At 57.2% G+C, this 12,795-nt stretch carries 13 protein-coding genes; 8 read left to right on the top strand and 5 right to left on the bottom strand.

Going from position 1 to position 12,795, the window contains the following annotated elements; genetic code table 11:
* Window positions 1-162 precede the first annotated feature (162 nt).
* Window positions 163-759 carry an NAD(P)H:quinone oxidoreductase gene (gene wrbA, locus AC1EKG_RS05680; protein ID WP_070425008.1) on the top strand — a complete coding sequence of 199 codons (597 nt, stop codon included), beginning with the start codon at window positions 163-165 and terminating at the stop codon, window positions 757-759.
* Between the two features lie 58 nt (window positions 760-817).
* On the opposite strand, the gene AC1EKG_RS05675 is transcribed toward wrbA, so the two are convergent.
* Window positions 818-1,267: an organic hydroperoxide resistance protein gene (locus tag AC1EKG_RS05675; protein WP_004806521.1), complete on the bottom strand. Its 450-nt coding sequence runs from the start codon at window positions 1,265-1,267 to the stop codon at window positions 818-820.
* 70 nt (window positions 1,268-1,337) lie between these two features.
* On the opposite strand from AC1EKG_RS05675, the gene AC1EKG_RS05670 reads away from it, so the two are divergent.
* Window positions 1,338-2,570 (top strand): M18 family aminopeptidase, encoded by a 1,233-nt coding sequence (locus AC1EKG_RS05670; RefSeq protein WP_004806523.1) that lies wholly within the window; start codon window positions 1,338-1,340, stop codon window positions 2,568-2,570.
* On the opposite strand, the gene AC1EKG_RS05665 is transcribed toward AC1EKG_RS05670, so the two are convergent.
* Both AC1EKG_RS05665 and AC1EKG_RS05660 read right to left on the bottom strand, forming a co-directional pair.
* Window positions 2,567-4,135 (bottom strand): aspartate:alanine exchanger family transporter, encoded by a 1,569-nt coding sequence (locus AC1EKG_RS05665; RefSeq protein WP_004806524.1) that lies wholly within the window; start codon window positions 4,133-4,135, stop codon window positions 2,567-2,569. The genes AC1EKG_RS05670 and AC1EKG_RS05665 overlap by 4 nt on opposite strands.
* Before the next feature lie 40 nt (window positions 4,136-4,175).
* Window positions 4,176-4,997 (bottom strand): SGNH/GDSL hydrolase family protein, encoded by an 822-nt coding sequence (locus AC1EKG_RS05660; RefSeq protein WP_004806526.1) that lies wholly within the window; start codon window positions 4,995-4,997, stop codon window positions 4,176-4,178.
* A 173-nt stretch (window positions 4,998-5,170) separates the two neighbouring features.
* On the opposite strand from AC1EKG_RS05660, the gene AC1EKG_RS05655 reads away from it, so the two are divergent.
* Window positions 5,171-6,931 (top strand): ABC transporter ATP-binding protein, encoded by a 1,761-nt coding sequence (locus tag AC1EKG_RS05655; protein WP_481067777.1) that lies wholly within the window; start codon window positions 5,171-5,173, stop codon window positions 6,929-6,931.
* A complete protein-coding gene (locus AC1EKG_RS05650) occupies window positions 6,928-8,835 on the top strand; it encodes an ABC transporter ATP-binding protein (protein ID WP_004806530.1) in 1,908 nt (635 codons plus the stop codon). Before AC1EKG_RS05655 ends, AC1EKG_RS05650 begins: the two co-directional genes overlap by 4 nt.
* 94 nt (window positions 8,836-8,929) lie before the next feature.
* Here AC1EKG_RS05650 and AC1EKG_RS05645 read toward each other — a convergent pair whose 3' ends face one another.
* Complete coding sequence (locus AC1EKG_RS05645; protein WP_004806532.1) at window positions 8,930-9,811, bottom strand: RDD family protein; 882 nt, start codon at window positions 9,809-9,811, stop codon at window positions 8,930-8,932.
* 105 nt (window positions 9,812-9,916) lie between these two features.
* Between AC1EKG_RS05645 and AC1EKG_RS05640 the strand changes: the two genes are divergently transcribed.
* The gene (locus AC1EKG_RS05640; protein ID WP_004806533.1) at window positions 9,917-10,768 is read left to right on the top strand and encodes an aldo/keto reductase; all 852 of its coding nucleotides are present in this window, start codon (window positions 9,917-9,919) and stop codon (window positions 10,766-10,768) included.
* A gap of 42 nt (window positions 10,769-10,810) precedes the next feature.
* Here AC1EKG_RS05640 and AC1EKG_RS05635 read toward each other — a convergent pair whose 3' ends face one another.
* A complete protein-coding gene (locus tag AC1EKG_RS05635) occupies window positions 10,811-11,233 on the bottom strand; it encodes an Hsp20/alpha crystallin family protein (protein WP_004806535.1) in 423 nt (140 codons plus the stop codon).
* A gap of 182 nt (window positions 11,234-11,415) precedes the next feature.
* Between AC1EKG_RS05635 and AC1EKG_RS05630 the strand changes: the two genes are divergently transcribed.
* From AC1EKG_RS05630 to AC1EKG_RS05620, 3 genes are all read left to right on the top strand, one after another.
* Window positions 11,416-11,859, top strand: a complete 444-nt coding sequence (locus AC1EKG_RS05630) for a gamma-glutamylcyclotransferase family protein (RefSeq protein ID WP_004806536.1) — start codon at window positions 11,416-11,418, stop codon at window positions 11,857-11,859.
* A 187-nt stretch (window positions 11,860-12,046) separates the two neighbouring features.
* Window positions 12,047-12,601, top strand: coding sequence for an Asp23/Gls24 family envelope stress response protein (locus tag AC1EKG_RS05625; protein WP_065420895.1), 555 nt, complete (start codon window positions 12,047-12,049; stop codon window positions 12,599-12,601).
* The gene (locus AC1EKG_RS05620) at window positions 12,598-12,795 is read left to right on the top strand and encodes a DUF2273 domain-containing protein (RefSeq protein WP_004806540.1); all 198 of its coding nucleotides are present in this window, start codon (window positions 12,598-12,600) and stop codon (window positions 12,793-12,795) included. Before AC1EKG_RS05625 ends, AC1EKG_RS05620 begins: the two co-directional genes overlap by 4 nt.

The raw sequence follows: 12,795 nt of genomic DNA, 5'->3' as shown, positions 1-12,795 counted from the left end.
ACTTTACCCGCACCGAGCAACTGTTTCCTCCGGTGCGACTTACACCAAAAAATTCAATTACCAGCCGAATCATATTAACCCCTGCGAAACAATATTTTCAATATTCATTGCGCGCGCAACCATTTTGATGTTACCGTGAGGCCAAGAGACGAAAGGATAGAAATGACCAAGGTAGCAATCATCTACTATTCCTCGACCGGACACGGCACTGACATGGCAGAGCGCCTTGCCAAGGCCGCGGAAGAAGCAGGAGCCGAGGTGCGCCTGCGCCACATCGCTGAAACTGTAAGCCCCGAAACCTTCGCCTCTAACCCGGCCTGGAGCGCCAACTACGAGGCCACAAAGGATCTGCCAGCCGCCACCGGCGACGATCTGGTGTGGGCAGATGCGATCATCTTCGGCACCCCCACTCGCTTCAGCTCGCCCGCCAGCCAGTTCCAAGCCTTCATCGACGCTCTGGGCGGACTGTGGGCCGAAGGCAAGCTCGCCAACAAGGTCTACGCGGCATTCACCTCTTCGCAGACCGCCCACGGTGGCCAGGAAACCACGCTGCACAAGATCTACCAGATGGTGATGCACTTTGGCGGCATCATCGTCACCCCGGGCTTCACCGCTCCCCTCAAGTTCGTGGACGGCAACCCGTACGGCGTGTCCAAGGTGACTGGCCCCGAAAATAAGAACGAAATCGATCAGGCCACCGTAGACGCCCTCGACCACATGGCCAAGCGGGTAGTGGAAGTAACTTCCAAGCTCGCCTAATTAGCGCAAACAAAAATGGGGGAAGCAGCTGCTTCCCCCATTTTGCTATCTAATTCGACTAGTCGTCGATCCCATCGTCAATGTGGTCAACGGCCTGGATCGTGACATCGACGTTGCCCCTGGTCGCCTTCGAGTAGGGGCACAATTCGTGAGTGCGCTCAGCTAGCTTCTGCACCTGCTCTACTGGCACCTCGGGTACGGTCACCTCTAGTTTTACCTTGATCGCGAAGGAGTCGCCCTCGGGACCAATTCCAACAGTGGCGCGAACCTTCGATCCCTTGTGCGGAATGTCCAGTTCCTTTGAGGCAATCCCCATGGCGCCTTGGAAACAGGCGCCGTAGCCGATTGCGAACAGCTGCTCGGGGTTAGTGCCCTTGCCAGTGCCACCCATTTCGGAGGGAGTGGCCAGCTGCAAGGTGATGTCGGGGTTGCGCGAATAGGCCTTGCCATCGCGTCCACCGCCGGTGATTGCTACTGCTTCGTATGCGATTTCTTCAGGTGTGTTCATATGTGTAGCACAACACTTTTTCTGATTCTTTGCAATAGGGAGACCAGGCAGGTCGACGTATCATCTTTACATGAGTCAAGAAGAGCAGCGTCAATTTCTGACGGATTTTATCGCCCACTCGCCCACTTCTTTCCACGCCGCCGCGCGCGCCTGTGAACTGCTAAAACAGGCGGGGTACAACGTCGAGGACGAAGCCCAGCCCTTCGATGCTTCCCCGGGTGGGCACGTGGTTGTTCGCGATGGCGCATTCATCGCCTGGTATATTCCGACCTCGGCTAAGCCCGGAGCCCGCATCGTGGGGGCGCACACCGATTCTCCCGCGTTCAAGCTGAAGCCGCAGCCACAGTTCACCACTGCGGACGGCTACAACCAGCTTGCCGTCGAGGTGTATGGCGGCATGATGCCGAACTCGTGGCTCAATCGCGAACTGGGCGTGGCCGGGCGCATCACCGACCGGACGGGCAAGTCACACCTGGTGCGTACCGACACGGTGGCCTTCCTGCCGCAGCTAGCAATTCATCTGGATCGGAGCGCCGGCAACAAGCTGGAGTTGGACAGGCAGAAGCACCTGCAGCCGATCCTGCAGGAAGAGGACATTTTGGCCGTAGTCGCCAAAGAGGCGGGGATCGCGAAGCAGGATATTGTCGGCCACGACTTACTGACCTACCCCACCGAGGGCCCGCGAGTATTCGGAGGTGACTACCTGGCTTCGGCGCGGCAGGACAATCTGCTTTCCACAGCGGCGGGCTTGCACGCCCTGCTTGACTTGGAAGACAGCAACCACGTTGCGATCTTGGCGTGTTTCGACCACGAAGAGGTCGGCTCACAAAGCCGTTCGGGCGCGTGCGGCCCCTTCCTTGAATCCGTATTGAACCGCATCATTGGCAGCGAGACGGTAGAAGTGCGCGAACAGTTCATGGCCCAAACTACCTGCCTGAGCGCTGACGTGGCCCACGCCGTACACCCCAACTATTCTGAGAAGCACGATCCGCAGCACCACCCAGTGTTTGGCGGCGGTCCGGTACTAAAGCTAAATGCCGCCCAGCACTATTCCACCGATTCGGTGGGGCAGGCTATCTTTGCAGCCGCTGCAGCCGAGGCAGGGCAGCCGACGCAGGTGTTTGTTTCTAATAATTCCAGTCCGTGCGGTTCTACGATCGCGCCTTTGACCGCCACTCGCTTGGGTATCACAACCGTTGACATAGGCCAGCCGATTCTGTCCATGCATTCGGCCCGCGAAGTCTCGTTCCTTCCGGACTTCGAGGCAACCAGCGCCGTGATGGCAGCTTACCTGGCTTCTTAGAAGGCGAAAATCGCCGGCACCAGGATGATCTTGATGATCATCGAAAAGGCGAAGAGGGCGGCGTAGGCATTTTCGATGCGTTCGTCAGCCACGCGGTCTTGGGCAGCGCTCAGGACCGCTGGCTGGCCTAGGCCGCCGGCTACTGCGCCAGCCGTTCTGGGCGCTGACAGGCCGGCAAAATAGGCAAGAATTACGGTGCCCAGGCAGGATGCGAGCACGATCGCAGCCGAGACGAAGATGCCTCTAAATCCTTCTGGGCTGGTTGCCATCTTGGCAAAGGATGGCCCCGCTACTAGGCCCAGTCCGGCTAGGAAAAATAGCAGTCCCAGCTGGCGCATGGTCAGGTTGGCTGCCTGCGGCAATGCCCACACTAGCGGTCCGGTACGACGCAGCCCGCCTAGCACCATGCCTACTACTAGTGGCCCAGCTGCCGGCCCCAATGAGAAGCTCATGTCTCCGGGCATGGGGATCTGTGCAGAGCCGACGATCATGCCGATTACTAGCCCAATGCCAACTGCTACCGCGTCAATTTCGCTGACGCGCCGTTCAGAATCGCCGAAGAATTCCGAGATCTTTTCCATTTCGTCGCGGGGAGCTACCACGGCAACGTGATCGCCTGGTTCGATAATGGTCTCGTCAGTTGCTAGCAAATCCAGATCACCGCGGCGGATGCGAGTGACTTGGGAGCCGAAGCGGGCAGGCAGGTTGAGCTCTGCGATGGTGCGTCCCGACACTTCCGGATTCGAGCAGATAAACCATTCGAAATCGACCTCGGACCTATCGTCAGCAAGGTGCTCTTCCACTAGCTGCCCCAGGTACTCGACGGTCTCCAACGGGGCTTCCCCAACTCCTACTACTACGACTTCGTCGCCTGGAACCAGATCTTCCCCCGGTGCAACTACGCGCGTGTGCTTGTCGCGCCGCAGGTAGGACATGCGCACTTCGCCGGTGCGCATCCCCGGCACGTCCCGCACCGGAATGTACCTGTGCACTTCGACGGTGTAGGAAACTAGGCCCTGGCCGGCCAGCGAAGGAACGTCGTTGTGTCCTTTCCATTTCAGCCCCACGGTAATCGCGGCGATTACGATGCCCACAATAACGGCCAGCGGGTATGCCAGCGCGTAGCCGACAGTGGCTTCATGCGAGCCGGTCAACTTTGCTGCCGTGTCGAGGGCGGGGGCCGCCGTTAGCGCGCCGGTAAAAAGTCCCGTAGTAAGCGCTTTGGGAAGACCTGCAAGGTGGCCGCCAACAATTGCTACAACGGCGGCTATCAACACCGAAGCCGTGGCTATCCCCATGAGAGGCAATTGCCGGCGAAATTGCGACAGAAAGGTAGTGCCTGCCCCCACTCCTACCGAGTAGACGAAGAGAGCTAACCCCAGCCCCTGCAGCAGTTCCATCCCTTCGCCCAACTGCGGCCGAGCAGCAGCTAGTGCCAGTCCCACGAAGAGGGCGCCCGCAGCTCCGAAGCGGATGGGGCCAAAAGGGATAGCGCCCAAAATGGCGCCCAGAGCAACTACTAAGAAAACGGTTAAAAGTGGGTGGGAACAAAGAAGGTCAAGCACACCAAAATCGTACCGCTGCCCACTGTTGGCTTACCGTCTACTAGGCATTTTGTTCCTGGGGAACCTCCCAGTTGTGGTCAGCGCAGATGCGTTGCAAGAACATGCCCGCCCAGTCTGCGTAGGCAGCCGAGTTCGGGTGGAACAAATCGGCAGCATGACGCCGGAAAAGGTAGAACCAGGTAGGCAGAGAGCGGGAGTAAGTGCGCAGGTCAATAACGGTGTGTCCGTGTTGTTCGACGGCCTCGTCAACCTTTTGCGAGAACAGTTTTGCCCGCTTTTCCCAGTTGCCAAAACCATAGCTAGGGATGTTGGCCACATAGGCCTTGGTGGGCAGCTGAGCAAGGATATTTTCGATAGCTTGCCCGAACGTTTTTGCTTCGAGGTGCTTCATCATCACATCGTTGCCACCAATGTCCAGGGTGATCACGTCGGGGGTAAGCAACGAACCGTCCAAGCCCATGCCGCGGAGCTGCTGCAATTCATTGCCTAGCACCGTTACCGCAGTGCCGCCAGAAACCGACAGATTCACGCACAGTACTTTGCGCCCGGAAGCAGCCTCAAGCCCCTGCGCAATGCGAGCCACGTACCCGTCCTCTATGGTGCGAGCGCCGATCCCCTGGGCTGCCGAATCGCCCAACGCCACATAGATAAGAGGGCGTTCTGCCGGAGCCTGCTTAGCAATACGATCCAGGTCCACGCTGATTCCGAGCTGTGCGTCTTCCCAAGCGCGGCGGTAGGGGCGGCGCTGGCGGGCCAACTTGTGAACGGCCACCCTCCAGCAAGCCAGTCCGGTAGCCGTTAGCGAAACGGTGGTGGCACCAATTGTTTTCCAAGCAAAGTTGAAGAATCTGCGCTTATTCATGCCTCAATCATCCCACACCGATCGCCCGCTGAGGTGCTAGGTGAAAAAGTCTTCCTACCCACAATAATTCGCCCCCGGGGGACACACTTCGGCAGCAGCGATATCTTGGGCGCTATTGAAAAGCGGAATATAGGCTTGTATCAGCCCTGAATAAGTTATAGATCCGAGGCGAAATGCTCCTTAAACTTTCTTGGCAATATTTGCACCGCCACAAATTTGCCATTGCCGTGGTCGTGCTCGCACAGTTGGCGCAAACTCTGCTGAATTTATTCCTCCCGGCACTCAATGCCCGCATCATCGACAAGGGCGTGGTTGCCGGAAACCTAGAGGTAGTAAAGCAGTCCGGGCTCACCATGATCCTGTTTTCTTTCCTGTCTGCGGGCCTCTCCTTCCTAGCTGTTTATCAGGGCGCTCGCCTGTCTATGGCACTGGGCAAATACCTGCGCAAAGTACAGTTCATCAAGGTGGGCGAATTTGGCCTTCCCGAAATCAACCGTTTTGGCGCCGGCACGCTTGTCACGCGTGCTACTAACGACGCCCAGCAAGTACAGATGGTCACGTTCATTACTTTGACCGTGATGGTAGTAGCCCCGGTAATGATGGTCGGCGGCATCTTCATGGCCCTGCGCCAGACAGTGGGCCTGTCATGGATTTTGGCGGTCTCGATCGCGGTCTTGGGCGCTGCCGCCGGCGGGGCCATGTATCTGCTGGCCCCCATCTTCAAGCGCATTCAAAGCAGGATCGACGACGTGAACGCGGTACTGCGCGAGCAGCTCACCGGCGTACAGGTGATCCGCGCTTTTGGCCGCCAGGATAGCGAGGCCGATCGCTTTGCCCATGCCAATGCCCGGCTACGCAAGATGCAACTGCGCGCCGGCAATATCTTCGCCATCTTTATTCCCTCAATTTCCCTGATCATTGGGATATCTAACGCGGCGGTAGTCTGGTTTGCCTCCGGCCAAGTAGAGGCGGCACAGATGGAAATCGGTGACCTGATGGCATACATCAACTACTTAGCGATGATTCTGGGCGCGGTCATGATGGCAGCAATGCTGTTCATGATGATCCCGCGCGGACGCGTCAGCGCCGGGCGCATTGGCGAAGTATTGCAGACCACCCCACAGGTGCAGGACGCAAGCTCGCCCGTGCCCATGCCGCAGGGACCAGTGGACTTTGTGTTCACGAACGCCCAGATCACGCACCCCGGTGCCGAGTCTCCTGTCCTGGCCAACATCAACGTGACCATCCCGGCAGGTAAGACCACCGCCATCATCGGTTCTACCGGTACCGGCAAATCGACGTTCGTAAACCTGCTCCCCCGTCTCATGGACACGTCCGAGGGCGAACTGGTTGTGCGCGAGCGCGACGGCAACACCACCAATATTCGCAACATAGAATTGGCACAACTACGCAGCCACGTCGCCCTCGTGCCGCAAAAGGCCTACCTGTTCTCGGGCACTATCGCCACCACTGTTTCCGGGCTTACTAAGGAGCAGATTACCGACGAGGTTCGCGCCAGGGTACGGCGGGCCCTAACCGGCGCCGCAGCCGACGAATTTGTTGACAAGCTCGAAGACGGCGTAGACGCGAAGGTAGAATCCGGCGGCAGCAACTTCTCCGGCGGACAAAAGCAGCGACTGACCATCGCCCGGGCCCTCTACGCCCAAGCGGGGCTGGTGATTTTCGACGACTCCTTCTCCGCCCTCGATTACGCAACGGACGCGCGCGTGCGCACCAACCTTCGGAAATACGTGGGCGACGCTGCCGTAGTAGTGGTGGCGCAACGAGTCTCTACGGTCCGCCACGCAGACAACATCCTGGTGTTCGACGCCGGTCAGATCACTGCCCAGGGCACCCACGAGGAACTAATGGAATCGTCCCAGACGTATCGCGAGATCGTAGCCTCGCAGCTTAGCGCCGAGGAGGCAGCATGAGCCCCAGACCAAACAATAGGAAACCAGGCCAAAAGGCGAAGAACCCTATCCGCACCATCGCCCGACTTTTCGCTACCCTTCGGGCCGAAAAGCTACGCGTCATAGCGGCGATACTCCTGACGTTCATCTGCATTGTTGCGTCAGTAGTGGCACCCCGACTGCTAGGTAGGGCTACAGATACGATATTCGCCGGAATGATCGGGAAGAACATGCAGCCCGGCCAGTCAAAGGCTGACGTGATTCGCCAGCTAGCCGAATCTGGCAAAGGTCAGATGGCCAAGATGCTGCAAAGCGTCGACGTGGTTCCAGGGGTGGGGATCAACTACTCGCTACTTGGGAAACTCCTCCTGACCGTAGTGCTCCTGTACCTGGTGTCAGCCGTGCTCAACTGGCTCTCCGGCCTCTGCACTAGAACCGCGGTGCAAAACGTGTCTTATGACTTGCGGCAGCGGGTACAGGCGAAAATCAACCGCCTCCCGCTCAGCGCTCTCAACGGCGCCGCCCGCGGCGACATCCTCTCTAGGGTGACAAACGATGTGGACAACGTGTCCCAATCCCTTCAGCAGGTAGTGAACCAACTGTTCCACTCCATCTTCTTACTACTTGGCACCCTGACCATGATGTTTATGCTGTCATGGCAGCTCACAATCGTGGCGCTGCTGATCGTTCCGGCAGGCCTAGTCATCATTTTCATCATTATGAAGAGGGCGCAGCCCTACTTCCAGCGGCAGTGGAAGGCGACCGGGAACGTGCAGTCCACCGTGGAAGAAGCCTTCTCGGGTCACGAGATCGTGCTGACCTTCAACCTACGCGACCAATTTCGGCGCAAATTTGCTGACCACAACAAGGAACTATTCGACTCCGCCTTCGGCGCCAACTGGCGTTCCGGACTAAGCCAACCAGTGACCACCATGATCAACAATCTGGCTTTTGTTGCCGTATGCGTCGTCGGCGCACTGATGGTGCTCGAAGGACGCATGTCGGTGGGCGGGGTACAAGCTTTCATCCAATATTCGCGTCAGTTACAAACGCCGCTGGGCCAGCTCTCACAAATGCTCTCTACTGTGCAAAGCGCCGGCGCCAGCGCCGAACGCATCTTCGAGTTCCTGGATTCTCCAGAACAGAGCCACGAAAAGGCCGCCTCCCGCCCTCAGATTGGCATGTGCGGAGCCCATATCGAGTTCAGGAACGTCTCGTTCAGCTATGAAGAGGGCGTGCCCGTCATCAAGAACCTGTCCCTGGACGTGGCCCCCGGACAGACCGTGGCAATCGTCGGCCAAACCGGCGCCGGCAAGACCACGCTGGTAAACCTACTGATGAGGTTCTACGAGATAGACAGCGGGCAGATCTTGATCGACGGTGTAGATATTCGCCAGATGACCAGGGCGCAGGTGCGCGAACGCTGCGCCATGGTCTTACAGGACACCTGGCTATTCAAGGGCTCGATCCGGGACAACATTGCCTTCGGCAACGCGGCAGCCACCGACGAACAAATTGTTGAAGCCGCCCGTGCCACCCAGGTAGACCGCATCATCCGGCAGCTCCCCGAAGGCTACGACACAGAAGTATCCGACGAGGGCGGCTCCCTCTCGCAAGGCGAGAAGCAGCTAGTGACCATCGCCCGCGCCTTCTTGCGCCACTCCGACGTGCTGATCCTGGATGAGGCAACGTCCAGCGTGGACACCCGCACCGAAGTGCTAGTGCAACAGGCGATGGATAGGTTGCAGGAAGGCAACACGTCCTTCGTGATCGCTCACCGCCTCTCGACGATCCGGGACGCATCGACCATCATCGTGATGGAGGACGGTGACGTGGTAGAACAGGGCACCCACACCGAACTGCTCGCAGCCGCTGGCGCCTACGCCCGCCTGTACCAATCCCAGTTCGAGGGCGCCTCCGCCTAACGTGACCGGCACTTTACCAGTAGCCAACACCTGAACATAAGGCGGTGGGCCGAGGAAAAACTCCTCGGCCCACCGCCTTATTTAGAATTATTTGCTAACCCCGTTGTGCCTTCAGTTCTTTGTGAGTATCACGCCCGTCGCGCGCATCGATAACCCAGGTACCGATCAGGCGGTCAACCCAGTGCCGTTCGGCGCTGTCGCGGGTTGCAAACCAGACAAACAGAAGGAAGATTGATCCAATGCCGGTTCCCTTAATGATGGGGTAAGCAATGCACTTGCCAACCGCGCGCAGGCCGCCACCCTTGCCGGTGGTGTAATCAATTGTGCGCACACCAGTAACTAGGCCCCCCAGCGTGTATCCGGTGAAGAACACGAGCAGGAGCACCACCACTCCTAGTACGATAACCCCTAAAGCCAAGCTGCCCAAAGAACCAAGAATCGCGGGTGCAAGAGCATCAGCCATCTCGTCGTCAGACATCGTTTCTACTTCAGATAGAGGAGCAGTTGCAGCGAAAATGCTGCCTCCGGAGATCACGAATACGAGCACAAGGATGACTCCTTGAAATATCTGGTCGAGGATGCGGGTAAGAATGCGCTTTCCAACACTCACACCTTTGACCCCTGCCAGGCGCGATGGGATCTGCGTCCCCGGATGCGGCGTGAAGTCCTGGTCAACGGGAGGTTCGCCCTCGACTACGACGTACTGTCCGTTCTGACCGTACCCAGCGCCACCAGCACCTGCGCCGTAGTAGGACTGGCCGTACCCCTGCGGGTTCTGGTCGTAACCGGCCTCCCCCATCTTGCCGTAGCGGGGATCGGTGTTGACAGAGTACTGACCGTACTGACCCGGCTGTGCGGGCTGGCCGTACCGACTATCCTGCGAGGTGTTTCCAACAGGCGTTGAGCCATTCTGATTCAACTGATTCGGATCCCACGGATTGCTGCCCGTGGACTCATTTTGGTTCTGATCAGACATTACTGTCTCCTAATACAAGGCGGTCTTCTTGCTTACCAGTGTATGGTGCCGGCTTTGCATTCGCAGCACCTGCTATGGATAGGGTGGAAGCAGAGGAGGCCAGATATGAATTCTGCTTTGAAAATTCCCACCAAGCGCACCATGGGAGGGTACTCAATCCCCTACCTTGGGTTTGGCACGTACAAGATTGCGCCCGAGGACACGCAACGCCTCGTGGAAACCGCACTGGAGGCCGGGATCCGACATATTGATACCGCCCAGATGTACGGCAATGAGAAGCAGGTAGGGGCGGCCATTGCGGCTTCTGGCATTCCCCGATACCAGATCTTTTTGACTACCAAGCTGAATAACGGCAATCACCTCTCCGATGATGCCCGCCGTTCTTTTGAACAGTCTTTGGCAGATTTACAGACTGATTATGTTGACTTGTTCTTGATGCACTGGCCTATGGTGCATCGCTACGGCGGACGCTTCCCCGAATGCTTCCAGATGATGCAAGATTTTTCTGCCGACGGGAGCGCGCGCACAGTCGGCGTTTCTAATTTCGAGGTCGAGCATTTGGAACGGCTTCGAACAGAAACCGGTCTAGTGCCCCACGTAAATCAGATCGAGATGCACCCACTTTTTGCCAACAATAAGGTTTTGGACTACTGCGCAAAGCATCGCATTGTGGTGCAGGCGTGGAGCCCACTGGCTAGGGGCAAGATCCTAGAGATTCCCGAGGTGCAGACGATTGCTACGCGCCTGGAGCGGACACCCGCGCAGGTGGCCCTGAGATGGGCGTTACAGCGCGGAGTTATTGTTTTTCCAAAATCTTCCTCGCGGGAGCGAATTGAAGAGAACGCAAATATTTTCGATTTCAGCTTAGATGAAGAATCGATGAGAATTCTTAATAATTTAGATAAGGGAGAGGCGGGGCGCACCGGATCCAGCCCGCAGACAATGGATCGGATTTAAAAACATTTTGGGGGGCCAGTGGCCCCCCAAAATGTTTATTGCCTATTCGTGATCGATGGTCTTGGCGGTAGAAGCCGACTTGACCGCAATCTTGCGCGGCTTGGCCTCTTCAGCCACCGGAATCGTAAGGGTCAAAAGACCGTCGTTATATTCGGCCTCGATCTTGTCTAGCGCTACGCCGTAGCCGACCGACAGCTGCCTTGCGAAGGTTCCGGTTGGGCGTTCGTGTGTAAGCCACTCAATGTCCTCGCCCTCAACAGAGTGCCGTTCTGCGCGCACAGTCAACGTGCGATCTTCGACATCGATGTCGATCGTATCGGGGTCCACTCCAGGCATCTCTAGGATGGCCACGAATTTGTCACCATCGCGGTAGAGGTCCATGGGAAGAACCGGGCTAGAAGCCTGGCGCATAGTCGAGTTGAATAGACGTTCCATCTCGCGGAAGGGATCGTACCTGCTAACCATTTTGAGCTCCTTTTCTTTTTTCAAGTTCACCTTGAGTCTAAGACGCTCAACTTTGCGATGGCCACTTAATTCACCTTGGGCGTAAAAGTTGAGCCGACAAGACTCAACCCTATTTTTGCGTGACGCGCGACGCACCCGAAAAGATCGCTTAGGTTCTACGCCTGAAGTGCCAGTATTGATACATGAACACCACTTATAGACCCTTCTTCGTGTACGGAACCCTGCGTCCAGGACAAACAAACTGCGAGGCCATTCTTGGCCCCCACCTGAAAGAGGCAATTCCCGCCCGCCTTTCCGGATACAAAATGCTGCTGACCCCCTCCTACCCGATGGCAATACCTTCAAAAGAAGACCAGATCACCGGCGACGTCATTTACGTTTCAGAAGCTAATTTCGATTCCCTTCTAGCCGACATGGATGAACTAGAGGGATATTTGGGCGACGAAGATCCGAACAACCTGTACACCAGAGTCATCACCCACCCCACCATTAGCGAGGGCGAAAACGCAGGCCAGAAGGTGGAATGCTATTTGTATGTGGCCACCGAAAACGCACTGGATCAAAACTCTGCCTACACCGAAGAATCTGCCAGCGGCGACTGGTTAAAGCGGCCCGACCAGATATAAAAAATGTTTAAACAATAAAAATACAGGCAAATTATCCGACTGTATTTATACCAATGGCAGAAAAATGCAGCTTCCACTGGTAAACACTTCTGTTTGCCGGTAGCCTCGAACATGAGAGTATGACGCGATGCATTTATGCGTTGCGGCCAAGCTCTAAACATCTTGTTCGAAAAATAAGGAGCTCAAAGTGGCATCATCCCATCAGAAGCCGTCGGCAAAGCCGACCGACGTCGCAGCAAAGAACGATGCGCGCAAAGACATCACTAAGACTGGCGCCACTGCCCAGGGCAAGGGCACTGACGTGCAGCAGTCCAATATCGGCAAGGACCACGGCAACGGCACCACCACCATTGCTGACCAGGTGGTAGCAAAGATCGCCGGCCTCTCGATCCGCGAGATCCCCGGCGTGTATGACATTGGCGGTTCCTTCAGCCGCGCCCTCGGCTCGGTTCGCGACAAGATGGGCGCTTCCGAGAACGTCAAGCAGGGCATCAACGTCGAGGTCGGCCAGACTCAGGCCGCTGTTGACCTGACCCTCGTCGCCGAGTACCCGTACCCGCTCAACGAGGTCGCCGACCAGGTTCGTTCCAAGATCATCGAAGGCATCCAGGGCTTGGTCGGCCTCGAGGTCACCGAAGTGAACATCGACATTGCCGACGTTCACATTCCTTCCATCGACGAAGATGACGACGATGAGGAAGAGGTCAAGGAAATCGAAAAGAAGAGGGAGCGCGTCAAGTGACTAACACGCAAATGGGCATCTTCGTAGGTGCCATTCTTGCAGTCGTTGCAGTTAAGCTCGGTTTTTGGGCTTTCATTCTGACTGCTCTGTTCATGGTTATTGGCGCCGTTTTGGGTCGCGCCACCACCGGCAAGCTCGACCTGCGCGCTGTCGGGAGCGCCTTGATCGGCAAGCACACCACCACGTCTGACTAA

The organism is Winkia sp. C0117E2 (assembly GCF_056590455.1).
This window is presented reverse-complemented; position numbering and strand designations above follow the sequence as displayed.